The organism is Rhizobium sp. SVR5-9E, from assembly GCF_056755095.1.
This window is the reverse complement of record NZ_JBNDHS010000015.1, coordinates 13,709-37,451: the sequence shown is the minus strand read 5'-3', so window position 1 is coordinate 37,451 and position 23,743 is coordinate 13,709. Positions and strand designations below refer to the sequence as shown.

Below are 23,743 nucleotides of genomic sequence, written 5' to 3'. Positions count from 1 at the left end.
TCCTCTTCTTCGCGCTCAGACCGATGCAAACATTCCGTCGAATTCGGCGCGGATCGCCGCCTCGTCCGCCGCATCGGCCTTGGGGAAGCCCGCCAGCACGGCATCTGCCCGTTCAAGCGAGGCGCCCACCAAGATGGGCGTGTTTGCCACGACCTGCTGCATCTCGTCCATATGGCCATTACAATGCAGCACGATATCACATCCGCCTGCAATGATATTCGCCGCCCGCTCGCCGATTGTTCCGGCCAACGCATTCATGGAGGTATCATCGGAAAGCAACAGGCCCTTGAAGCCGATGCGCCCCCGGATCACGCCGTCGATCACCTTGCGCGAGGTGGTTGCCGGATTGTCGGGATCGATCGCCGTAAAGACGACGTGGCAGGTCATCGCCATCAACTCGTCCTTCATGGCAATGAACGGCGGGAAGTCATGCGCTTCCAGCTCATTGCGCGAAGCGGCGACGACCGGCAGTTCGTGGTGGGAATCGGCGAAGCCGCGGCCATGGCCCGGCATATGCTTCATGACCGGCAGCACGCCGCCGGCCTTCAGCCCCTCAGCAGCCGCCTGCCCCATATCGGCGACGGTTTTCGGATCGCCGCCGTAGGCGCGGTTGCCGATGACGCTGCTGCTTCCCTCCACTGGCACGTCGAGAACAGGCAGGCAATCCACGTCGATGCCGAACTTGAGAAGGTCGAAAGCGTGCAGTCGCGACATCAGCCAGGCGGCGCGAAGCCCCTGCTCCCGATCCCGGCGGTAGATATCTCCGAGCGCTTCGCCAGAGGGATAATGATGCAGGATCGGCGGGCGGATGCGCTGCACGCGTCCGCCCTCCTGATCGATCAGAACGGGTGCATGCCAGCCGACGCTCTCACGCATTTCCGCGACCAGGTCGGCAATCTGCTGCGGTTCGGAGATGTTGCGCCCGAAGAGGATGAAGCCCCAGGGGCGCTCAGCCCTGTAAAAGGTCTTCTCTTCGGAGGTCAGGGACAGGCCGCTACAGCCCAGGATCATCGCTTTTGATTCGGTCATATGCGAATCATAGATGCTGGCACCGAAAAGGCGAGTAAGGTCAAGCGCCATTCACAGGAAAGCCGGCAATAAAAAACGGCGGGAGTTACCCGCCGCTTTTTTATCGAAAAGTCGACCGCTTATTTGGAAATCAGACAACTTCCACCGGCGGCACGGTACTGTCCGCAAAGAGCTGCCGCTTCGTCCTTGGAGCCGGCCGGGATACGGAGGCGGTAGAACGTCCCCTTGCCAGCTATGTCGGCCTTGCGAACTTCGAAGCTGCGGCCAGCAAGGACGCTCGAAAATTTCTTCGACAGGCTCGCAAAGGTCTTGTTTGCCTCGGCCTCGGACGGCAGCGAGGCGATCTGCATGGCGTAACCACCGCTCGGGGCGGCCTGCTGCGGCTGGGCGGCGGCAGGCTCGGCCGATGCGACCTCGGCGGGCTTCGGCTGCTGCTCGGCCGGGCGCACGTTGCCTCTCTCGGTAACGGTGCCGACAACGTTCACCGGCTGCTCGGTCGGACGGGCGGAGGGAATCGGCGCCGTATCGGCCGGCTTCTCAGCCAAAGGCGCCGACTGAGCCGGGCTGGCCGGCTGATCCTCGAAACTCGCCGCATCCGGGGCGGCAGCCTTCTGCAAACCAGACTGAGAAGCCTGCTGTTCGGGAGGCAGAGGAGCAACCGGGGTCGTCTGGACCGGGGTCGCACGGATGTCGGCAGAGGCAACCTCGTTGCTCGCCGGGAAGCTTGCCGCCGAGCCGCCAGCTGCGGCCGCAGGCGCAGGGGCCTGAGCGACGGGCTGCTCGACCGGTTCGGCAGGCTCGTCGCGAGCCACGAGCGTTCCGTCCGGCTTGACGATCATCGTGCGAACCTTGCGCGGGGCAATGGCCAGCGGCCGATCACCATTTTCCGCGCCGTCCGTCGCAGCTGTATTGTCCGCCGCGGTTTCGCTCGGCAGCAGGCGCGGATCCTGCGTATCCTCGACCGGGGTGCTCACCGCAGCATCGTCGATGACGCTGTCGTTATCTTCCGGCAGAGCGTCGGGCGCCAGCGTGCGCTGAACGACATCGACCGGCTCTTCGTCTGACGAAACCAGCGCTTTCTGCTTTGGTGCCTCGGTCGCGCCCGCAACGCGATCGTAGACCGCCTTGTCCTGGTTCGGCACAGTCTTGCCACCCGGATTTTCCGGCACGACCTTGACGGGATCCTTGTCAGCCATAATGACCGGCGGTTCTCCGCCAGCAATGCCGAGGCCGCCGTCCGTGACCATGGAATAGACGCCGTAGGCGCCACCCGCGAAGATGACGACGAGCGCTGCGACGGCAAGCAGCCGCTTCATGCTACGGGCGCGGCTCATGTCCTCGGCTTCGGTCGCCGATTGGATACGGACCTCGGCCGGCGCTTCTGTGCGGCGGATGGGCTCGCGAACGCTGCGACGGAAATCCTCCTCGAGCGCACGCTCAAATTCGTCCGGGCCACCTGCCGGCTGCGGCCTGGCCGAAGCCACCGGAGCAACAGGAGCCGCTGCGACGACCGCCGCGGCAGCGGAAGTCGTCCAAGCAGCTGCGGGAGGCGCCCAAGCCGGTGCGGCCGGCGTCGGCGCCACCGGGGCCGGCGTTTCGAACAGGCTTGCAATCTCCACATCGACATCGAAATCGAAATCATTTGCCGCAGCAACCGGCGCAGGCTGCTCCACCGGGGGCAGCGTCGGCACATGCATGTCTTCGACCGCCTCGGGATGCAGGTCAGCCTCGGCGATCATCGCCGCATCGAAGGGCAGCTCTTCGTCCGTGTCTTCCACAACGGGCAAGCTTCTCACGGCGGCAGGAGCCGGCGCTTCGTAAACCGGAGCAGCGGCCGCCTGGGGGGCGGGCCGCGCCGCAGCGGCGAACGAAGGCGCCGCAACGGCAACTGGAGCGGGCGCCGGCTCCGGCGCCTGCTGCTTTGCCGACTCGGCGAAATCGAAATCGGCGAGTTCGAGTTCGATGCCCTCAAGATCGAGTTCGAAGTCATGGCCGGCAAACGGATCTTCGCTGTCGTCCGCCTGCGATGCCACGGGCTCGGCGGCTGCTTTGAATTCGGCAGCGGGAGCGGGAGTTGCAACAGCGGCAGGTGCGGCGACCAGAGGCTCCCACCGCTCGAACGCCTCGGCGGGTTCGGCCGCAGGCTCCATGGAGCTGCGCTGAGGCACAGGGTAACGCGATACATCCGCCAGCAGGTCATCGAGATCGAAGGCGATGGACTCTTCCTCGGGAAGAGCTTCCGTCAGTGCGGCGTCCGCTTGCACGGCTCCTTCCGTGGCCGCAGCAACGAGATCGAAAGGCTCGACCTCAATGGGCGCTTCTTCGACAACGGGCGGCTCCACGGGTGCCTCGTGCGCCGCCACTTCCTCGTGGCGATCGAGTTCGGCTGGAAAGCCCTGAGTGGCCGCAGCTGCGAATTCCTCGGCGGGATCAAAGGCAACTGGCTCCGCGACGAGTTCGGGCTGGGCAACGGGCTCCGGTTGCAGCGGGGCAGCGGCAGCTGCGGGCTCCGGCTCGGGAGCTGCAAAGGCTTCCACCGAATGCGCTTCAACTGGCGCCTCGCGGCGAACCGCGTGGAAGTTTGCGAGAGGCAGCCTGATGCTGGCAGCGGCCCATTGCGGCGCCTTGGCGGAAGGCTGTGGATTTTGAACGGCAGTACCACCGATCGAAAGCTCAAGCTCCTCGATCAGATCGCGGGCACCACCGGAAACGGGTTCGGGACGCGCGGGAGCCGCCCAATCGGCAGCAGAAAGGAGGGCAGCCTCCTCCGAAACCGGCGAGGTCGCGGGCGACGGCTCGACAGGTTCCGGCTCGACGACGGCGTCAGCGGCGGGATAGTCATACTCCTCGACGGCGGGCTCAGCCGGGCGATCGAGAGCGGCGAGCGGACGGGGCGCATCGAAACGCTCGAATTCGCGAAGCAGCTCGTCCTCGAGATTGAACGCCGGCTCCTGCCGGGGCACGTCCGGAATCGTATTTGCGGCTACACGCGGCTCAAAGCCGACGATTCGCGCAAGCTCGGCAAGCGGATCATCCTCATCGAAATGATCCGTCTTCTTTCGCGCATCATACGCCAGTTGTTTGTCAGCCATACCCATCCCACTCGTAAACCAACGCGGTCAAATGCCAGCGCATTGTGGGGAAATGGTGACGTTATCGCATCTCATCCGGCGCGGCAGTGCCTGTAATGGCAAGTCCAGCCTTCAAAACCGCAGCGACAGCATACACCAGCCCAAGTCTGGCAATACTCGATTCTCGGTCCTTATCGTTAACAAATCGTAATTCCGTTTGATCTTTGCCTTTGTTCCAGTGGGCGTGGAAGAAACTGGCCAGATCATAAAGGTAAAACGCGATGCGGTGCGGCTCGTGGGATTGGGCCGCGGCTTCCACAACCCGCGGGAACTCCGCAGCCTTCGCAACAAGCTGCAATTCCGTGGGATCCGAGATTCCGGAGACTGCTTGCGCAAGTTCCGCGGGCGACACATCGAGGCCCGGAAACGCCTCTTTCGCCTGCCGGAAAACCGACATGCAGCGGGCGTGCGCATACTGCACGTAAAAGACCGGATTATCTTTGGATTGCTCCGTTACTTTGGCAAAATCGAAGTCAAGCGGCTCGGAATTCTTGCGGTAAAGCATCATGAAGCGAACCGAATCGCGGCCGACTTCTTCAACGACGTCGCGCAGGGTCACGAAGTCGCCGGAGCGCTTCGACATCTTCACCGGCTCGCCGTTGCGATAAAGCTTTACGAGCTGGCAAAGCAGTACGGTGAGCGTCGACTTGCCTTCCGAAATGGCGCGGGCGACCGCCTCCAGGCGCTTCACGTAGCCGCCGTGGTCGGCGCCGAGCACATAGATCATCTCGTCGAAGCCGCGGTCGAACTTGTTCTTGAAATAGGCCACGTCCGCGGCGAAATAAGTGTATGAGCCGTCGGACTTGATGAGCGGACGGTCCATGTCGTCGCCGACTTCCGTCGAGCGGAAGAGCGTCTGTTCGCGATCTTCCCAGTCTTCCGGCAACTGGCCTTTCGGCGGCGGGAGCGCGCCTTTGTAGACGTAACCCTTGAAGGTGAGGTCGTTGATCGCGGTGCGGATTGCCGCGGAACCGGCGTCGTGAAGCGTCCGCTCCGAAAAGAAGACGTCGTGATGCACGTTGAGTGCCGCGAGATCCTCGCGGATCATCGCCATCATCGCATCGATCGCCCGATCCTTGACGATTGTCATCCACTGGTCTTCGGGCATGTTGTGTAGCCGCACGCCATAGTCACTTGCCAGTGACTGGCCGACCGTGATCAGGTAGTCGCCCGGATAGAGGCCAGGCGGAATCTCGCCGATGTCCTCGCCAAGAGCCTCGCGGTAGCGCAGGAAGACCGAGCGCGCCAGCACATCGATCTGCGATCCGGCGTCGTTGATGTAATATTCCTTCTCGACAGCAAAACCGGCAAAGGCCAGGAGATTGGCAAGCGCGTCGCCGACAACGGCGCCGCGGCAGTGGCCGACATGCATCGGACCGGTCGGATTTGCGGAGACGTATTCGACATTGATCTTCTTGCCAGCGCCGAGTGCGGAGCGTCCGAAATCGGCTCCTGCCTCAATTATCGATGCGAGCAGGCGCTGCCAATAAGCGACCGAAAGCCTGATGTTGATGAAGCCGGGACCGGCGACGGACACCTCGGCGACGTCGGCATCTTCCTTCAATTTGGCGATGATGATTTCGGCGAGCGCCCGCGGGTTGGTGCCGAGCGGTTTTGCAAGGACCATAGCGGCATTGGTCGCAACATCGCCGTGGCTTGAATCGCGCGGCGGCTCAACGGCGATGCGGCCAAAATCGAGCTCAGATCGCTTTTCCTTGATAAGATCAATCTGTTCAAGGGCATTCTTAATCCTGGCTTCGAAATCGGTAAAAAGGTTCATCGCACTCTTCCATGCATAGGCTCTGCCGCAGGCTTGCTGCGGGCGCCCGCTGCCTATCGCAAATCCGGGGTGTGGTCAAACAAACGCCTGTGGGCGCTGATTGCATAGGTGTCCGTCATGCCGGCGAGATAATCGCCAACGTGACGGGCTTTCGGTGCATCGGCGAGGCCTGAGATGTGGTCGACCCAGTAATGGCTCTGCATCTCCTTCGGGTTAGCCACGTAGGCGGCGAAGAGATCGGTGACTATCTGGGCAGCACCTGCGCGAATCCGCATGATTTCCGGGTGACGGTAGATACGCTTGAAGAGCATCTGCTTGATCTGCTTGTCCGTTTCCGACATCTCCTTGGAAAAGGTTGCGATCGCTCCGTTCGCCGCGCGTATGTCGTCGACGCTGCGCGGCTTCAACCGTGCCAGGCGTTCTTGCGCCACGGCGATGACATCCTCGACCATTCGCGTGATCTGCCGGCGCATGATTTCATTCGTAAAGCGGCTTTCCTCAAGATTGGGATAACGGTCGCGGACCTCGGCCATCAATCCGGCTAGGAACGGGATTTCCTCCAGCATGTCGAACGTGAGGTAGCCCGCGCGAAGACCATCATCGATGTCATGCGTATTGTAGGCGATGTCATCTGCGATCGCCGCCACCTGCGCTTCGAGACTGGCGAAGGTGGCGAGTTCGAGATCATGGATTTCGCAGTAGTCGAGGATCGGCTGCGGCACCGGCCCACGCGTGCCCTGCCCGTCCTTGGTCAGCAACGGCCCGTTGTGCTTCACCAGGCCTTCGAGGCTTTCCCAGGTCAGGTTGATGCCGTCGAATTCGGCATAGCGCCGCTCGAGCTTGGTGACGATCCGGAGCGACTGGGCGTTGTGGTCGAATCCGCCATAGGGCAGAAGCACCTCGTGCAGCGCGTCTTCGCCGGTGTGGCCGAAAGGCGTGTGGCCGAAATCGTGGACGAGCGCCACGCCCTCTGCAAGATCCTCGTCGAGTCTCAAGGCACGCGCCAGCGCACGGGCGATCTGGGCGACTTCGATCGTATGCGTGAGGCGCGTGCGGTAATGATCTCCATCCTGCGCGATGAAGACCTGCGTCTTGTGCTTCAGACGACGGAAGGCCGTCGTATGCACGATGCGATCGCGGTCGCGCTGAAATTCCGATCGCGTCGGGCTGGAGCTCTCGGAGTAAAGCCTTCCACGCGACTTCCAGGCGTCAGAGGCGTAGATTGCCCTTTCGCCATTTCCGAAACCCAGTACATGCCTGTCGATCGTCATTTTTCACCGTCATTCAACATCGCGCAGCGCCAAGGCCATTGACGCCGCTTTGCGCTCTTCATACCTATAGCCGGTATAAACGGCAAAGAAGCGCTTTCTTAGCCGCCTTGCCGAAAATGCATTTCGGCAACGCATGTGATGAATTCTTTTGATATCAGCCGTTTGAAGGTTCATCGGCCAGTATCAATTCTCTCCGGATCTTGACCCCGGCAGGAGGAAACATGACGGACGTAAGTGTAACCCTTTCCGACGCGGCGGCAAAACGAATCGCGGCGATCGTCGGCGCCGAGGCCGGCAAAAACGCCCTGCGCGTTTCCGTCGAAGGCGGCGGCTGCTCGGGCTTTTCCTACAAATTCGATCTCGCCGACAGCGTGCACGACGATGACGTCGTCGTGGAAAAGGACAACGCCAAGGTCCTGATCGACAGCCTGTCGCTGGTTTACATGGCCGGCTCCGAGATCGACTTCGTCGACAACCTCCTCGGCCAGTCCTTCCAGATCAAAAACCCCAATGCGGTTGCGAGTTGCGGCTGCGGCACCAGCTTCTCGATCTAAGCTCCCTGTCTGTCCACATCGAACCGGCCGAAGAAACCTTCTCGGCCGGCTTAGTGTCTTGTCCGCATACGGTAAGCCACGGTAGAAGATCGGCTACGAAGCGGCAGAGGAAGAGCCTATGAAGATCGCGACCTGGAACATCAACGGCGTCAAGGCGCGCATCGACAACCTCATGCACTGGCTCAAGGATTCCGATCCGGACATCGTCTGCCTGCAGGAGATCAAGACAATCGACGAGGCTTTCCCGCGGCTGGAGCTCGCCGGCATGGGCTATCACGTCGAAACCCACGGTCAAAAAGGTTTCAACGGTGTTGCGATCCTATCGAAGACCAAGCCGGACGAAGTGAGCCGCGGGCTGCCTGGCGATCCGCTCGACGAGCAGGCCCGTTTTCTGGAAGCCGTATTTTCCATTCCCGGCAACCGCGCGCTGCGCGTCTGCTGCCTTTACCTGCCGAACGGCAATCCCGTCGACACGGAAAAATATCCCTACAAGCTCGCCTGGATGGAGCGCCTGCAGCAATTCGCGATCCAGCGCCTCGCCTATGAGGAGATCTTCATCCTTGCGGGCGACTACAACGTCATCCCCGAGCCGCACGACTGCTTCGATCCGAAGGTTTTGGAAAATGACGCCCTGTTCTTGCCGCAGACCCGCGAGGCTTTCCGCCGGCTGGAAAATCTCGGGCTCACCGATGCGGTTCGCGCTGCGACCGACGCCGTCCAGCTCTATTCCTTCTGGGACTACCAGGCCGGCGCCTGGCAGAAGAACAACGGCATCCGGATCGATCACCTGATGCTTTCGCCGGAGGCCGCCGATCGCATGACGTCGGCAGCAATCGAAAAGCATGTGCGCGCCTGGGAAAAACCCTCCGACCACGTCCCCGTCGTCGCCCATTTCGACTTCACGGCGTAAAACTTCAGTTCAGTCGCCGCCGGTTGCGATGTTGTGAGAGAGCGAGACGGCCGCGCGGCGATCGCTTTCGGTGGCAACGGAGAAGGCCTGCTCCTGAAGCGACTCCATCCAACTGCAATCCTTAGGCTTGCAGCGATCGAGCGCCGCCGTCATCAGAGCCAGACCACGCGCCGACTGGCCCTCCTGGAAAAGGATGTTGCCGAAGACCGACATTGCGCCGGGATGCCCGCTCTTGCGGGCCTGGTTCAGCCACTTCTTCGCCTGCTGCGGCGCGCGATTTCCGCCGTCGCCCGATAGCATCATCTGTGCGAGCTGGAACTGCGCTTCGGGAATGCCAAAGGTCGATGCCACCTGGAAATAGAGCTGGCGGGCCTGATTGAGATCGATCTTCACCGGGCTGCCCGGAATGCCGTGCTTGTAATAGTTGGCGAGCGACAACAACGCGTTGATGAAGAAGCCGGTATCTTCCGAACCGGGCTCCACGCCCTGCTGGGCAATTTCGCTGTAGATCTTGAAGGCTTCGAAATCGTCCTGAGCGACGCCATCGCCATCCGCGTACATATTGGCGAGCGCCCAGCGAGAGCCCGTATGGCCCTTTTCGGCTGCGTACTTGTAGGCTTCGACGGCCTCTTCCTTCTGACCGCTCTTATAGGCCTTGAACCCGAACTTGAAGAGATCGAAAGGCCCGGACTCCTTGGTGACGCCTGCATTGATGTCGAATGCGCATGCCGGGGAGCATACCGCCGCCGAAAGTGCGATAGACAGCCCTATAAGCGTCAACCTGAATAGTCTGAACTCGGATGTCAGCATTTCACTCGGCTTCTCTCGCTTCCATCGCAGACCGCCACGGCAGCAAATACGCTGCTGCCCGGCTTCCCGGCGTATTCCTCCAGGCGAGCGATCCCGCGGCGGGCTCAACGGCCCCTTTGCCCGCGTCGCATCCAGCCTTTGGCCCGTTCTTCGGAGCCTGAATTTCCTGCGCATCGCGATCGGCCACCCGCTTTCCGGCTCGGCCCGCCTGCAATGCCTGCGGCGTCATTCCTGCGGAGCGAACAAACGCCTTTCCGCCCCTTGAATATTCGTACTCGTAAAATGTGACCAAACCGGTAGCGGCTCGGTCGCGCTGCCGGTCACCCCCTGCAGAGGCGGCCGTCGGCGGGAAGAAAGGACAGTTCCATGAGGCGGTATTCGAATGATGGTTTCGACGGGAAAAGTATTGAGGAGCAAGCTCGATGGCGACTGAAGAAGCCGCACCGCCGAAGCTCTCGTTCACTTTGCCCGTACCGGAAAAAATCCCACCCATCGTACTTCTAAAAACGCACCTTACGCCTGCCATTTCCTCGCCCGTGAATATCGCTGCGCCCTGTTTGTGGCGGGAAATGGACAATTTCGCCCGGCGGCCACCATATGTGAACTGTCGTAAAAATCTGTTGCGGAATCGTCACAAAATGGGAGGAACTTACGCATGATTAAGTGATGATTAAATACAGTGCAGCAAACGAAAAGCCCGGCGATGTGCCGGGCCTTCTGGTTATTGGTGCAGCGTCAGAATTTGACTTTGATACTGGTCGAAAGTGCCGTCACCAGATCATTCCCAAAACTGTAGGTGACATCATTGCCATAGGTCACGCCATCTTTAGTGATGGTGCCGGACTCCCCGCTCGTCAGAACGCCGATAGCGCCAGCGACGCGCCATTCGATATTTTCGGTCGGGGTAAACGAGGCCCCGACACCGAGGGTCCAGCTATCGGTCTGGCTGCCGTAGCCGTCGCTCGTGCCACGATCCCAGGTCAAGCTCACCGCGCCCGCCCACTTGTCATTGAACTTGTGACCAACGCCACCGGTGATCGTCCAACCGTCGCGGTAGCCGAGGTCGAGGGAGGCCAAGCCGCCAGAAGGGCACACGCCGGATGTCGGGCAAAGGGGGATCGACTGCAACAGGCTCCAATTCGTCCACTTGACCGAACCAAATGCGAGCCAATCGGGGGCGATGCCGCTTTGAAGCTTCAACTCAAGCGAGTCTGGCGCCTCCGCCGAGCCGGAGACGTTTGTTACCTTTCCACCGTATCCCGGCGTCAGCGGCGCGTCGGTCAGGTCCACCGTCCCTGTCAAGTTGTCGTATTCAACGCGGCTGTTGTAGACCAAGCTAGCGCGCAGAGCATACTCCGGAATCTCGTAAGCAACGCCAGCGCGCCAACCCCATGCCTGATCTTCGAGATCGAGACGACCGGTTCCGACCGTCGAGAAGCCCGGCGGGGCGGCAGGAAGCGAATACACGAGCCTCTCCTTGAAGCCCTCGACCTCCTGATAGAACGTACCGCCGATGAGCCGCAGTTGGCCGGGACCGACATCAAATTTATAGGAGCATGTTGCTCCATAATTATGAGTCGTAATCTTCGTCTCAATATCGTTGTTGGCTCCGGCCCAGTTTATGCCCGGGTTGGTATGCGCACCAAATGGCTCCGAATAGTCGAGCAAGCAGTCGATGTCTTCGTAGCCTGCTTTCAAGCCAATGTACGGAACCGCGTAATCTTCGACAGCGTCCGCAGAATGAGAACGCCCGGTCAGGTCCCCCCCGCTCGACAGAGACGGATTGTCCTGCACATTCTTCAGCTTCCGCTGCGGCATGACATAGGTCACGCCGGACTGAAAGGAAAACGGGCTGGTATCAAACAGCTGATCAATATTATAGCCACCCCGCTCCAAGCCGCCCGCAAAGGACGGCGAAGCCAGGGTAGACAGGATGGCGAGCGACGCTACCCCTTTGGAAAACATGCGAGATACCAATGTGTCTCCCCCACTCGAACATGCTAATGATGGAGGCACTGTTAAAGCGATTGTCACAATTGGCAACTGGTGCCTTCTTGCCGCCACAATGCGTGAGAGCTGTTAAGCTGACGTAAGAAATTGACGAGCACGTCAATGTTTCCGGATTGGACAATTTTATCCTAATACCCCTAACCATTTAGGGTTATTTTTGGATCATCGTACCCTCGACCGCGCAAACTGTATCTATCGCACAACAGTCGCGTTTTTCGCCTCGGGAAAGCGGCGCATTGAAGGATTCGAGAGGCTGGATGCCTCCGGAGTTGGTGTGTTCAGCCGAGACGACCGAATCACTCCAACGCAAAAGGCGCCCGGCTGGCCCGAGCGCCTTAAGACAATCCCCGCTAGGCGAATTGCTTACGCTTCAATGACGCGCGAGAGTGCTACCTTGAGACTTGCGATCTGGCTCTGGAATTCCGCCAGCCGCTCGCGCTCTGCTTCCACCACCTCGGGGTTGGCATTGGCAACGAACTTCTCGTTGGAGAGCTTGCCGTTGATGCGCGCGATCTCCCCTTCGGTCTTTGTAATCGCCTTCTCCAGACGGGCCTTTTCCGCAGCAAGATCGATCAGGCTGCCGAGCGGCAAGCAGATGGTCGCTTCGGCGATGACAATCTGAGCCGCACCTTTCGGCGCCTCGTCAGCGAGCGAGATTCCATCCACGCGCGCGAGACGCTTGATTGCAGCATCGTGTCGAATCAGCCGTTCGCGCGTCAGGTTGTTGGCGCCGACAACGACCAGCGGAGCAACTGCAGAGGGCGGAACGTTCATCTCGGCGCGAACCGATCGAATGCCGGAAACGAGGTCGATCAGCCAGTTGATCTCGTCGGCAGCGGCGTTGTCGGCATAGGACGGCGCCGGCCATTCGGCATGGCAGACCAATGTATTGCGCTTGACGCCCTCACCCGCCGTGTGCGCCCAGAGCTCCTCGGTCATGAACGGCATGAAGGGGTGCAGCAGCTTATAGATCTCTTCGAGAACATAGGCGCTGCAGGCCTGAGCCTCCTTCTTGGCACCTTCGTCCTCGCCGCTGAAGACCGGCTTCAGCAGCTCCAGGTACCAGTCACAGACCTGGTTCCAGACAAAGCGATACAGCGCCGCCGCGGCATCGTTAAAACGGTAGGATTCAATGGCTTCCGTTACGTCACGTTCCGCACGGGCAAGTTCCGTCAGAATCCAACGGTTGATCGTCAGACCCGTCGCTTCCGGTACGAAGTGCGGATCGCTCCTGGCGCCGTTCATTTCGGCAAAGCGGGTGGCGTTCCAGAGCTTGGTGCCGAAGTTGCGGTAACCGGCGATGCGGGCCGGATCGAGCTTCACGTCGCGTCCCTGCGCCGCCATGATCGCCAGCGTAAAGCGCAACGCGTCGGCGCCGTACTCGTCGATCAGTTCGAGCGGATCGATGACGTTGCCCTTCGACTTCGACATCTTCTGGCCGTGCTTGTCGCGGACGAGCGCGTGGATGTAGACGGTGTGGAAGGGCTCCACCGGATTACCGTCCTCGTCCTTCATGAAGTGCAGTCCCATCTGCATCATGCGAACGACCCAGAACGGAATGATGTCGAAGCCGGTGACGAGGACGTTGGTCGGATAGTAGCGGGCGAGTTCCGGCGTCTTGTCCGGCCAGCCCAGCGTCGAGAACGGCCAGAGCGCCGATGAGAACCAGGTATCAAGAACGTCTTCGTCGCGCGTCAGGATCTCGCCCGGCTTGAAGTTTTCCAACTTCTCCTCGACCCATGCCTTCCAAGGCCCTTCATGCGCAAGATAATGCTGGATTGCAGCATCAAGCGCTTCCTCCTCCGTCTTTTCGACGAAGACCTGGCCGTCCGGCCCATACCAGGCAGGGATCTGGTGTCCCCACCAGAGCTGGCGCGAAATGCACCACGGCTGGATGTTCTCCATCCACTGGAAGTAGGTGTTTTCCCAGTTCTTCGGCACGAACTTGGTGCGCCCCTCTCGGACCGACGCGATGGCGGGCTTGGCAAGCGTCTTGTTGTCGACCCACCATTGCTCTGTCAAACGCGGCTCGATCGGCACGCCGCCGCGGTCGCCATGCGGGACCGCATGCGTGTGCGGCTCGATCTTGTCGAGCAGGCCGGCCTCTTCGAAGATGCGGACGATGATCTTGCGCGCCTCGAAGCGGTCCTTGCCTTCCAGCTCATCCCAGGCGCCATGGAGCGCCGCCGGATGATCCAGCCCTTCCAGGAAGTCCTCGTTGTCCTTGATGGTCACCGACGCATCGACGTTCAGGACGTTGACGGCGCGCAGGCCCGTCCGCTTGGCGACGTCGAAATCGTTGAAGTCGTGGGCGGGCGTGATCTTGACGGCGCCGGTGCCAGCCGTCGGATCGGCATAGCTGTCCGCGACGATCGGGATCTTGCGGCCGACGATCGGCAGAATGACGTGTTTGCCGATGATCGATTTGTAGCGTTCGTCTTCCGGATTGACGGCAACGCCGGTGTCACCGAGCATGGTTTCGGGGCGCGTCGTCGCGACGACAAGATAGTCGCGGGTTTCGAATTCGGTGGGCTTGCCGTCTTCGTCGAAGGCGATCGGGTATTGATAGGTGACGCCTTCCTCCAGCGGATAGCGCAGGTGCCAGAGGTTGCCCTTGACCTCGATCTGCTCGACTTCCATATCGGAAATCGCCGTCAGCAGCTTCGGGTCCCAGTTGACGAGGCGCTTATCCTTGTAGATGAGCCCCTGCTTATAAAGCGTTACAAACACTTCGAGAACAGCTCTCGAAAGGCCCTCGTCCATCGTAAACCGTTCACGCGACCAGTCGCAGGAGGCGCCGAGACGCTTCAGCTGATTGAAGATCAGGCCGCCCGATTCAGCCTTCCACTCCCAGACTTTCTCGATGAACGCGTCACGGCCCAAGTCGCGGCGGCCGGGAAGCTTCTGTTCCGCTAGCTTGCGCTCGACGACCATCTGTGTGGCAATGCCCGCGTGATCCATACCCGGCTGCCAGAGAACGTCCTTGCCGCGCATGCGCTCGAAGCGGATCATGATGTCCTGCAGCGTGTTGTTCAAAGCATGACCCATGTGCAGGGAGCCGGTCACATTCGGCGGCGGAATGACGATCGTGAAGGTCTCGGCGCCGGGCTTCTTGTTGGCACCCGCGCGGAACGCATCGGCTTCATCCCATTTCGCAGCGATTTTCGGTTCGACTGCGGCGGAATCATAGGTCTTGTCGAGCATTTTATGACCAAACTTCGGGGTTTTAGGATGAGGGTTTGTAAATAGGATGGCTGGCGTCAAGTCAATAAAAAAGCCGCCCCGGAAACCGGAGCGGCTTGCAGCGAAAAGTCGAATCCGGTTAGCGGCGCGGGCCGCGAGCCACGCGTTCGATCTCTTCGCGCACCAGTCTTTCGACAAGTGTCGGGAGATTGTCGTCCAGCCACTCGCGCAGCATCGGCCGCAGCATGTCCTCGGCGATCTCGTCCAGCGACCGCCGCTCGGCGCCGTCGATGGCGAGCGCAAGCTCCTCGAACGAGCGGGCGATCTGCAGGCCCGCGCTTTGCGAAATCAGGCCCTGGGACTCTTCGACGGCAGCTGGCTGCTTGAGGTTTACTGCCGGTTCGGCTGCCGGCTCGACGACAGGCTGCGGCGCAGGCTCGGCAGCGAGCGTCCGCGGAAGTTCGGCGGGGTTGGCCTCGGGAACGGCCGGTGCCGGCATTGCGGCGGGGGGCGGCGCTACGACAGGCGCCGAAACGGCTTCAGCTGGACGGCGGATCTCCTCCGGGCGCAAGGGCGCCTCCGCCCCGCGGAAGAGCGGCGGAGCTTCGCGCTGCGGCGGCGGGGCGCCGCGCTCGGAGGCGGCACGAACGCGGGCAGCGACATCGGCAAGCGACATGGCGCGCGCCGGCGTTTCCACTTCGGGGATTCCTGCGGAATTTGCCGCGACGAAGCGCGGATCGGACGGAGTCATCGGCTCAGGGAACTCGACGCCTGCGTAGGTCTCGTCGACCGTCAGGCGGATATTGGAGTCGCTCTCGTCATCATCGGCAGCGTAAACGGGCGGCAGCGATGGCGAAATCCCCCTGCCCGCGCCCGGCTCGTTGCTCTCGATGATCTGACGGATCGACGCCAGAATCTCTTCCATGGACGGTTCACGCACTACACTTGGCTGAGCCATATCTATCCCCGTTATTCTCAAAACAACGATCGGATTGCGTGAGCGGGCATCCGAATCACCCAGAGCTTAGAATACCCCAGGAATGAAAAAAATCATCTCGAATCAAATGAATGCGTCCATGCACAGCTTTTGTTGGCCGGTCTGTGGCGGGCCTGAAACGCGGCATTTGACAGCCGGATAACAAAACGGGCGCCCGAGGCGCCGCTGTACAAAATCCCGGAATGCGGCTCAGAAAACGAATTGGCGAGCCTTGGCAAAGCCCGGCAGCGGCTTGATGGACGCGTTGAAGAATACGTTTTCAGAAACGGCACCCTGCTCCTTCACGAAGATCGCGGCGCGGGCGGCATTGCCGTAGCCCTGGACGGTGACAAGGCGGCCACCTTCCGCGAGCTGTTCGACAAGGGCAGCCGGCACTTCCTCGACGGAACCATTGACGAAGATCAGATCGTAGGGGGCGCCAGCGGCGTGGCCGAGCTCTAGCGGCCCGGTGACGACGGAAACATTTGCGTAGCCGGAAAGGTTCTTCCTTGCCTCGGCGGCAAGTGTTTCGTCGCATTCAAGCGCCACCACCGAACCGGCAAGCATCGACAGCAGGGCCGAGGCGTAGCCCGTACCACAGCCGACGTCGAGAACGGAATCATCGTTGGTGACCGCCGCGAGCTGCAACAGCTTCGCCAGCGGCGAAGGCTCCATCAAAAAGCGGGCCGGCTTGCCGTCGGAGGCCGGAGCGATCTCGATATCATTGTCGACATAGGCGAGAGCCCTGGATTTCTCCGGCACGAAAAGCTCGCGCTGCACCGTCAGGAAGGCCGTCAGCACGGAATGGGACGTGACGTCCGTCGTGCGGATCTGGTTGTCGACCATCTTAATTCGTGCTGCTTCGCAATCCATCATACCCTCTCGCCCGTTGAACGCGACATTGTCTCCCGTCTCTTAATCTCCGCGCCGTATGCTTTCAAGGCATCGCGAGCAGCGGCGGCAAGAATCCTCCTGAGTAATGGACGACTCTGCGCGGCGCTGCAACTCTCTCGTGGATCAGCGAGGCGGCTCGTGGTATTCTTGTATCAGTGGGGAACAGAGGAGGAGCGGACGATGTCTGCCTTTTTCGAGTATTTCACGCTGTTCGACTTCTTCATCATTGTAGCGCTTGTCGGCCTGTTCTGCTGCGGGCTGCTGGATCGCGGGAAGATGCGATAGCTTTTGCGCCCACGATCAGGCCGTCGGCGCTGCCGGCAGGCGATCTCGGCTCACAGACAATTGAAACGGATACGATCGACAAATTCGCCACATCCGGGCCATCGACCCGGCGCTCGCTGGAAAGCAAAGACGTCAAAATAGAGGAGAATTTGGAGGCCTCGCCCGGAATTGAACCGGGGTACAAGGATTTGCAGTCCTCTGCGTCACCACTCCGCCACGAGGCCTCACCTGTGACCGATAGCTAAATATCGTGTGGTGGCGCGGATTTAGAATGATCCTAACGGAAGCGCAAGACCTTTCATTCTGAATTGGTCCTTTTTTCAACCTGAATAAACCGTTTTCCAAACGTTCCAGAAAAAACGACCGATCACTCCTCGATCTCGTAGATCGCCGTGTTGGCCTGCTCCTCCCGCAGGCTCCTTATACGACGCGTGCTACAGCTTCCGTCATGCGTCCAGGCGCGATAATCGATCTCGGCGATGCGCCGCTGCGCCTTCCGCGCCGATCAGCTCGCGGGATTGCGCCGTCTGTGCCACCAGACGGAGAAGCGGCGGCGCCATCTGCGCATGATGGGCAGTTCATTTGACAGAATGATGAAGCCGAGCGGCAGCATCCAGAAGCCGAGGATCGGAAGAAAACCGAGAATCCCGCATACAATCAGCAAGAAGCCAGTGAGGAGGCGGGCCAAGCGCGAGCGCGGCAGCGGGATGCGGAGCGAACCAAGAACGAGCCTTCCCGTTGTGTGATCAATGCCGAAGCGCTTTTCGCGTTGGTTTTTGCTGCTGTTTTTGCCGTCAGTCATCCACAGGAGATGGGGACAAACATCGCGAATACAAGCAGATGTCATTTTTTTGAAAAAACCCCTTGGCAAATCGAACAAGCATTTGTATTAGCCCACTCACACCGCGCCAAGCAGTGATCCCTGGTAGCTCAGCGGTAGAGCATTCGACTGTTAATCGACAGGTCGCCGGTTCGAATCCGGCCCGGGGAGCCAGTTTCAAGAATAAGTGCCTGTTTTTGTTGAGAAATTCAAAAGCAGGCACTTACTTCCCCACTTTTTCTCCCCGCTTTTGAAGTTGATATTTGACGGTTGGCTCCTGTGGATAAGTCAGAGGCCTTCGGCTGGCGCCCGACTGCGCCACCATATAATCTCGACCAAATCGAAAACGCGGAACAGTCGATGAGGCCAGATAGACTTCGCAATCTACTACAAGAGATGGAGAAGCGGCTGATTCGAGCTGAAAGGTCCTACGCACGAAGCGATAGCGTCCTCCAGCAGTTGACGTCGATCAAGTCTGAAGTCCGAAGGTATCTGAGTAAAGTCGACTCGCTTCGCATCGCTGATGTCACCGCTATCGATCAGCAGGTTCGGCGCCTACCAGACGACAGCCTTGGTCTGGCGAATTTGATTTTGGGCATGAAAATCGGCCTTAACCAACTCGGCCCAGAAGATGTGCTGGAGGCTACTCCTGGCCAAAAGCTCGCGGCCTTCTCATTCGGGTTTGAGGGTGATGTTTTAAAAGTCGTGGATCAGCCCTTGCGGGCTCATGAGCGCGAAAAGGATATTGCTCTGGCGGCCCTTGAGGCGGCAGTGGAGCACGGTGAGTACGTAAATGAGGATCTGGCAGCCACGAATGCCTCCCCTCGATTGAAGGACGCGTTTGGGCGACTGCAGGCCACAATGGTGAGCCATAACAACATTGTCCAGATCGGCGCACGTGCTCAGATCTGCAACCGACTCGTCCACGGCGATATCGATGAGCTCTCACCTACCCTCTTCAGCTTATTGATCGGCCATATCGAAAGTGTATTTTCAGCTCTTGCACAATTCGAGGACTGGCGGATTTTCTCGGAGAATGCGGCCGCCCTCAATATCGACGCCGGCTCAGTCGCCAAGTTAGTTCAAGGCACGGCGCAATTGGTGAATCAGCTCCAGAAGGAGGAAGCCGGCGACAAATCGGTAGTTGACGCGCTTGAGACCGTAAAAGATTGGGTCGAGGGCCCAAGTGCGCCGGATAAGCGAGATGTACTGTCGCTCACACGTTCACACGAAAACCTTTGGTCGATCGTTACAAAATCTATTCTTGCGATTGGCCGTGACATTATTTCAGATGGGCGAAAAAGGATTGTTTCTGGGATCCTTAGCGCGCTACTGCTTGCCGCACCAGTCATCGTGCCGATAATAGGAAAAATCCCAGGCGCCCAGTGGATCGAGACGGTCTACGAGTATTTCAAAGCCGGTGGCAGTAAGCCGCCAAGCGTTGAATAGCAGGTGTCACAAGATGCCGCCGCTTCTAGTCGCTAAGCGCCGAAATCTGATGGGCGGTCTTGAAGACTGCACAATTCAAGATGCACTTTGTCGCACTGCATTCGTCTATCTGTGCCCCGAGTGCGCTCGCTACGTACGGCCCTATAGTAGCGACGAAGGAAAGCCTAGGTTCAAGCACCTGACGACGTCGCCGACGTGCAGCTTTTCTGGTGGTCGAAATTCGCGAAAGCCAGCTTGATCGGGGAACATCCCGCCCTCCTCACCAGTTCTACCTCGCCAACAAGGAGGAAGTACATGGCAAATGATCTCGAAACCGGCTTCACCGGGACATCGACTGAGCAGCCGGAGGGTGCCCGCAAGATAGCGAAGACAGCAACTGATGCAGTAAAGCGCGAAACGAGCGCCTTGGCTGCTGGCGCCGCGGATCATCCGCAGGCCGCAAGCACACTGGTTCTCGGTATTGGAGCGCTCGCCTTCGGTATGGGCTATCTGATGGGACGCTCGTCCGCCACGACCAGAAACCGGTATTGGAGAAATTGAGCATGACAAGCGTGTTTGACGACGGCCGGATGGAAGGGATGAACGAAAATGCAGTGCGCCCTATCCCAATTCCTGAAGATGAAGTGCGGAAACGGGCTCATGCCATTTGGGAGCGAGAAGGACAGCCTGAAGGTCGTCATGAGGATCACTGGAGGGAGGCAGAGCGCGAGATCGAACGAGAGTTCGGCGATCTCGAAGGAGACGACTCTTCAAGCATGGATGCCCTAAGGGAAGCCGCGCGCGAGCATACCGACGCGTTCCTCGCTGCAGCTGACCTGGAAGATGCCAATCAGCGCGAAGCATCGCCAAGCACTCGAGAGCAGCCCTGAGCACAGAGAAAGGAGAAGGATCATGAAGACAGTCACAACAATCGCCGCCGCGTGCTGCACCCTGCTTTCACTCTCCGCTTGTGGCAATACCATCCGCGGCATGGGGCAAGACACTGCCAATACGGTTAATGCCACGCAGAACGCAGGCAATCGCGTTGGCCACGCTGCCGCACGCTAGGACAACCAAAGCCGGCGGCATATGCACCGATTGCCGCATACCTGCGCCCAACCTTGAGATACCTCTGTATAATTTCGGAGGGCGCGGTCTGATGATAAGTTTGGCCATCGCTTCAACACCCCCACCCCAGTGAGGCGATCTATCGACTCGGTGTCTCTCCCCTCACACCGGGTCAGCGGATATCGCATCCGCAATGACCGCCTCGTCTCAGCCTCGAGGCGGTCTTTCTTTGTATCGAGCCAAAAAACGGCCGCCTGGTGAGGTCGACGGCATAGTGGCGGGTCTTCCAAGGTCTCCGCATGGCGATTGGCCGCAACATGTCGATAATAGCAAACCTAGCCAGCGGGCCGGTCATTTGTAATCAGAGGCACGTACAAACCCTATACCTCTGTCCAGTTTCGGCTGGTGTGGTGCGGTGGTAGCTTTTTGTCATCGCCGCACATCCTCCTCCCAGTTCGGCGACAAGTTGACCTCGGTGCATTCCTCCCTGTCACCGATGCAACAATATTGACCGCCTCGCGTCGCCGAGGCGGTCTTTTTTCAACAACTATATTGCAGGAATAGGATGAGAGATGACCCACTTTAGGAAAATCGTAGAAGTGCGTCTGAACGATGAACATGGGCGGCGCCCGATCGGAATCATGACATTGCGCCAAGCGCTTGAATTGCCAGCAAGCTTCGAGTTTACTCATCCAGAGCCGGCAAAATTGGGTGAGTTCGTTTCCAGGCAGGCGTTGGAAGAGTTCGCGGCCGCATAGGCGGTTCATTCTGCTTTGCTCGCTCCATGATTCGTACGCCCGGCACAATGAAAAACCCACCGGCTTCCCACCGGTGGGGTCGCTGTGGTGGCATCTGGAATAACCGGCCGGCGCGCGTCTGGTGTGGGCGACGGTGGTGGTCGCGCCGGCCATTGGTGTTGATGGCGACCCCTGCAGGGCTCGAACCTGCGACATTCGACTTAGACGGTCGACGCTCTATCCATCTGAGCTAAGGGGCCAATCTTGTTAGGCATCAAATGCCTCATAGAACTTTGCGCGCAGGTCTTCTGCTCGCTGTTTGGTTTCGTACAGACCGAACATCACAGTATCAGCCTCGTTCCTACCGATGTGCCCGAGGCTGAGCTCGAAGTTGACGACACCTTCAATGTGGCTGAGGGTCATTCGCGCCTGGTGGAGAAGTCCGCAGATTTCGTCCTCCAGATCTTCAAACCTTTGCTTTCTATTAACCATGATCTGAGCCATTCCGGTGCACCTCGTTGCGTTCGCTTCGGCTTATGATACTATTGGTATCAGTTGAGGATTAATCATGTCAATACCAAAAGTATCAGTTCGTCAAATTAAGGCAGCAAGAGCGATGCTCGATTGGTCGCAGACTGACTTGGCGGAGCGATCCGGAGTGTCAGAGCCGACCATTAAGAGACTGGAGGCATCGGACGGCGAACTAGGTGGACGCACCGATACGACTCAAAAGATTGTCGACGCTCTCTACGACGCGGGAATAAACTTCATCGACGACGAGCGTGGCCATGGCGTGGTAAAGTTGCGGGAGCGGCGGGATTGACCGCTGGCGCTGGTGACAAAATGGAGCAACCACGTATCGCCGATTCTGCCATCGTCAACCGCGTCCTTAAGACGCTCTGTCGAGAGAATGGAGTCGAGCGAGATAGAAGAGCTGTTGTACAAATCGCTACGCTCTTGCTGGGCCTATGGAAAGAAGGGGTGCACGAAGAAGAGCAGCTTGAAAGTCGTGCGCGGGAAATATGGACCGAGGCTCTGGCGATCGAACCTCCGATCGTTGCCCCTTGACCGCGCCATTTCGCGACAATAGCTTCTAACTGCGGCCCACCAATCCGCGACGGCTTTCCTGCCCGCCACCACCGAAGAGGACTTGAACTGCTCTCGGCATTCGTGCCGGCTGCGACCTCTTCAGCAACCCGTGGTGGGCCATGACGAAATCAGATTCCCAATCAGCAGCCCTCGCTTACGCTCGCAGTGCCCAGCCGATCGACTCCGAAATGGGATGGCGCCGCGAGGATGTGCAAGCAGCGTTCATGGCAGGCTTGGAGGCTCGCCGTGGGCGAAAGTCTAAGAAGGCTGAAAGCATCAATGACACTCTCATCTCGATCGAAGCTGCAGCGAAGATGACATCGATGTCGCGCACGATGATTAACAAATACCGCGAGAGCGGCCGGTTTCCTCAGCATGTCGAGCTCGGCGATCGACGAGTGGCCTTCGTGAAGGCTGAAGTGACCGATTGGATCGAAGCGAAGATTGCTGCACGACAGGTTGCTGCGAAATGAGGGCTTCAATCACCCCTCGCCTCCTCACAAAAAGTCAGGTCGCGCAGTATTGCAGCCTTTCGCCGGCGACATTCGGCGCAGTGTGTCCAATACGCCCGATAGCGCTCGGCGAAGGCGTCAGGATGCATCGTTACGACGTGCACGACATCGATAAGTGGATCGATAGCTTAAAGGCTGGGCATTCAGAGAAGACAACACTGGCGCAAATGCTCGACAGACTTCACAAGCCGAGCGATCTAGACGATCGACTGATCAAGGTTATTCGCTATATGCGAGATCATCCAGACTGCGATACGGTCGCTTCTATCCGCGGCGCCGGAGAACGAACGATGGATATCCTCATAAACAAAAAGGTTGTGCGCGCTTCCGGGTGCGACGGTAACGGCGCACGCAGTTTCGCGCTGACGAAGACGGGTATGGACGAGTTGCGGGAAATTGAGGCTTGGGAACGAAAGGACCGCAGGTGACCGACTCCCCTCGCCTTATTGGCCGCAAGGAAGCGGCGGAATACTGTGGAACTGCGCCAGGCACGTTTTCCCTGTGGGTTGCGACCCACAAGATGCCGCCAGCCGTGCCGGGCACTCGAAAGTGGGACAAACGAGCGATCGACGCGAAGCTCGACGAAATCAGCGAACTGGCACCCGAACAGCAGGAAGATCCATATGAAAAGTGGATGCGAGAGAACCGCGATGGGGGAGGCTCCGAGGGTCGCGATAGCCTGCGAGAGTGGCGCGAGAAAAAGGAAAAGCGCCGAGCCAAATACCAACCTCAAATGGGTTTGGATGGAAAGCTGCAAAGGGTGTTGATCTACATGGCCAACCACATCGGCGAAATTCCGCAAGCCGGCCCTACGTCGATACAGTGTTTGATTGATAAAGGCGCCGTTCGCGCTGGTACCCACGATGCTGACGGCATGACAAGATACTCGCTCACCGCGGAGGGTAAGGCAGAGGCCGAGAGAATCATGAAGTGGTGGCAGCATGCTCCGTAAGCCTTACTTGACCGCTCGACAACTTGAGCTAAACTCAACCCATCGTGTTTCTTGCGGCTGACCACGGATGTACTGGCAGTTGTTGTTGAGACAGATCAAAAAGGTGGGCGCCGAGGGAGGTGCCTGCCTTTTTCTTTTTCCGGTTCCGATCGCCATAGAGGCCATGCCATTATTAACTCGCATTCGGTCGAAGGCGCCCCATATTAGGGATACTGGTCAGCAGGACCGGAGCCGTTGGTTTTGATCGATGCTCTCCATCACGTGCGTTCAGTTGATGAACGCATTCCTGAATTGGAAATCCATT

General features: G+C 59.3%; 23 protein-coding genes and 3 tRNA genes. 12 read left to right on the top strand and 14 right to left on the bottom strand.

Translation table 11 applies throughout. The features are described 5' to 3' along the window. Positions 1–15: 15 nt before the first annotated feature. The 5 genes from nagZ to ACPYOJ_RS10185 form a co-directional block, all read right to left on the bottom strand. On the bottom strand, positions 16–1,029 hold the full coding sequence (nagZ, locus tag ACPYOJ_RS10205; RefSeq protein WP_481416143.1) for a beta-N-acetylhexosaminidase: 1,014 nt from the start codon (positions 1,027–1,029) through the stop codon (positions 16–18). A gap of 119 nt (positions 1,030–1,148) precedes the next feature. After that, positions 1,149–4,121 (bottom strand): SPOR domain-containing protein, encoded by a 2,973-nt coding sequence (locus ACPYOJ_RS10200; RefSeq protein ID WP_481416142.1) that lies wholly within the window; start codon positions 4,119–4,121, stop codon positions 1,149–1,151. Positions 4,122–4,182: 61 nt separating this feature from the next. Continuing rightward, entirely contained in the window at positions 4,183–5,940 is a 1,758-nt protein-coding gene (gene argS / locus ACPYOJ_RS10195; protein ID WP_481416141.1) for an arginine--tRNA ligase, read from the bottom strand. 53 nt (positions 5,941–5,993) lie between these two features. Beyond that, positions 5,994–7,211 carry a deoxyguanosinetriphosphate triphosphohydrolase gene (locus ACPYOJ_RS10190; RefSeq protein WP_481416140.1) on the bottom strand — a complete coding sequence of 406 codons (1,218 nt, stop codon included), beginning with the start codon at positions 7,209–7,211 and terminating at the stop codon, positions 5,994–5,996. Positions 7,212–7,220: 9 nt separating this feature from the next. Continuing rightward, a complete protein-coding gene (locus tag ACPYOJ_RS10185; RefSeq protein ID WP_481416139.1) occupies positions 7,221–7,385 on the bottom strand; it encodes a hypothetical protein in 165 nt (54 codons plus the stop codon). A gap of 47 nt (positions 7,386–7,432) precedes the next feature. Between ACPYOJ_RS10185 and erpA the strand changes: the two genes are divergently transcribed. Further along, complete coding sequence (gene erpA / locus ACPYOJ_RS10180; RefSeq protein WP_481416138.1) at positions 7,433–7,765, top strand: iron-sulfur cluster insertion protein ErpA; 333 nt, start codon at positions 7,433–7,435, stop codon at positions 7,763–7,765. Between the two features lie 118 nt (positions 7,766–7,883). Continuing rightward, positions 7,884–8,675, top strand: a complete 792-nt coding sequence (gene xth / locus ACPYOJ_RS10175) for an exodeoxyribonuclease III (protein ID WP_481416137.1) — start codon at positions 7,884–7,886, stop codon at positions 8,673–8,675. 9 nt (positions 8,676–8,684) lie between these two features. Here xth and exoR read toward each other — a convergent pair whose 3' ends face one another. The 7 genes from exoR to ACPYOJ_RS10140 form a co-directional block, all read right to left on the bottom strand. Then, positions 8,685–9,485, bottom strand: coding sequence for an exopolysaccharide production regulator ExoR (gene exoR / locus ACPYOJ_RS10170; protein WP_481416136.1), 801 nt, complete (start codon positions 9,483–9,485; stop codon positions 8,685–8,687). Positions 9,486–10,220: 735 nt separating this feature from the next. After that, complete coding sequence (locus ACPYOJ_RS10165; protein WP_481416135.1) at positions 10,221–11,462, bottom strand: OmpP1/FadL family transporter; 1,242 nt, start codon at positions 11,460–11,462, stop codon at positions 10,221–10,223. Positions 11,463–11,858: 396 nt separating this feature from the next. After that, on the bottom strand, positions 11,859–14,699 hold the full coding sequence (locus tag ACPYOJ_RS10160) for a valine--tRNA ligase (RefSeq protein WP_481416134.1): 2,841 nt from the start codon (positions 14,697–14,699) through the stop codon (positions 11,859–11,861). 118 nt (positions 14,700–14,817) lie between these two features. Then, on the bottom strand, positions 14,818–15,636 hold the full coding sequence (locus tag ACPYOJ_RS10155) for a PopZ family protein (RefSeq protein ID WP_481416133.1): 819 nt from the start codon (positions 15,634–15,636) through the stop codon (positions 14,818–14,820). Positions 15,637–15,864: 228 nt separating this feature from the next. After that, entirely contained in the window at positions 15,865–16,530 is a 666-nt protein-coding gene (locus ACPYOJ_RS10150; protein WP_481416132.1) for a protein-L-isoaspartate O-methyltransferase family protein, read from the bottom strand. Positions 16,531–16,983: 453 nt separating this feature from the next. Further along, positions 16,984–17,057: transfer RNA gene (locus ACPYOJ_RS10145), tRNA-Cys, on the bottom strand. A 281-nt stretch (positions 17,058–17,338) separates the two neighbouring features. Beyond that, positions 17,339–17,635 (bottom strand): hypothetical protein, encoded by a 297-nt coding sequence (locus tag ACPYOJ_RS10140; protein WP_481416182.1) that lies wholly within the window; start codon positions 17,633–17,635, stop codon positions 17,339–17,341. 117 nt (positions 17,636–17,752) lie between these two features. Here ACPYOJ_RS10140 and ACPYOJ_RS10135 point away from each other — a divergent pair. From ACPYOJ_RS10135 to ACPYOJ_RS10110, 6 genes are all read left to right on the top strand, one after another. Then, positions 17,753–17,827: transfer RNA gene (locus ACPYOJ_RS10135), tRNA-Asn, on the top strand. Positions 17,828–17,932: 105 nt separating this feature from the next. Further along, positions 17,933–19,102, top strand: coding sequence for a hypothetical protein (locus ACPYOJ_RS10130; protein WP_481416131.1), 1,170 nt, complete (start codon positions 17,933–17,935; stop codon positions 19,100–19,102). A gap of 294 nt (positions 19,103–19,396) precedes the next feature. After that, positions 19,397–19,642, top strand: coding sequence for a hypothetical protein (locus tag ACPYOJ_RS10125; protein ID WP_481416130.1), 246 nt, complete (start codon positions 19,397–19,399; stop codon positions 19,640–19,642). A 2-nt stretch (positions 19,643–19,644) separates the two neighbouring features. Then, on the top strand, positions 19,645–19,971 hold the full coding sequence (locus ACPYOJ_RS10120; RefSeq protein ID WP_481416129.1) for a DUF2934 domain-containing protein: 327 nt from the start codon (positions 19,645–19,647) through the stop codon (positions 19,969–19,971). Positions 19,972–19,993: 22 nt separating this feature from the next. Beyond that, a complete protein-coding gene (locus ACPYOJ_RS10115; RefSeq protein ID WP_481416128.1) occupies positions 19,994–20,149 on the top strand; it encodes an entericidin domain-containing protein in 156 nt (51 codons plus the stop codon). A gap of 572 nt (positions 20,150–20,721) precedes the next feature. Further along, positions 20,722–20,907 carry a hypothetical protein gene (locus ACPYOJ_RS10110; RefSeq protein ID WP_481416127.1) on the top strand — a complete coding sequence of 62 codons (186 nt, stop codon included), beginning with the start codon at positions 20,722–20,724 and terminating at the stop codon, positions 20,905–20,907. 162 nt (positions 20,908–21,069) lie between these two features. Here the strand turns inward: ACPYOJ_RS10110 and ACPYOJ_RS10105 are convergent. Together ACPYOJ_RS10105 and ACPYOJ_RS10100 are read right to left on the bottom strand one after the other, a co-directional pair. After that, positions 21,070–21,146, bottom strand: a tRNA-Arg gene (locus ACPYOJ_RS10105). Between the two features lie 7 nt (positions 21,147–21,153). Next, positions 21,154–21,390 (bottom strand): hypothetical protein, encoded by a 237-nt coding sequence (locus tag ACPYOJ_RS10100; protein WP_481416126.1) that lies wholly within the window; start codon positions 21,388–21,390, stop codon positions 21,154–21,156. Positions 21,391–21,454: 64 nt separating this feature from the next. On the opposite strand from ACPYOJ_RS10100, the gene ACPYOJ_RS10095 reads away from it, so the two are divergent. The 4 genes from ACPYOJ_RS10095 (at position 21,455) to ACPYOJ_RS10080 (ending at position 23,439) form a co-directional block, all read left to right on the top strand. Next, the gene (locus ACPYOJ_RS10095) at positions 21,455–21,709 is read left to right on the top strand and encodes a helix-turn-helix transcriptional regulator (protein WP_481416125.1); all 255 of its coding nucleotides are present in this window, start codon (positions 21,455–21,457) and stop codon (positions 21,707–21,709) included. Positions 21,710–22,094: 385 nt separating this feature from the next. Next, positions 22,095–22,448, top strand: a complete 354-nt coding sequence (locus ACPYOJ_RS10090; RefSeq protein ID WP_481416124.1) for a helix-turn-helix transcriptional regulator — start codon at positions 22,095–22,097, stop codon at positions 22,446–22,448. A gap of 122 nt (positions 22,449–22,570) precedes the next feature. After that, on the top strand, positions 22,571–22,915 hold the full coding sequence (locus ACPYOJ_RS10085; RefSeq protein ID WP_481416123.1) for a hypothetical protein: 345 nt from the start codon (positions 22,571–22,573) through the stop codon (positions 22,913–22,915). Continuing rightward, a complete protein-coding gene (locus ACPYOJ_RS10080) occupies positions 22,891–23,439 on the top strand; it encodes a helix-turn-helix transcriptional regulator (RefSeq protein WP_481416122.1) in 549 nt (182 codons plus the stop codon). The genes ACPYOJ_RS10085 and ACPYOJ_RS10080 overlap by 25 nt, the downstream gene beginning before the upstream one ends. Positions 23,440–23,743 lie beyond the last annotated feature (304 nt).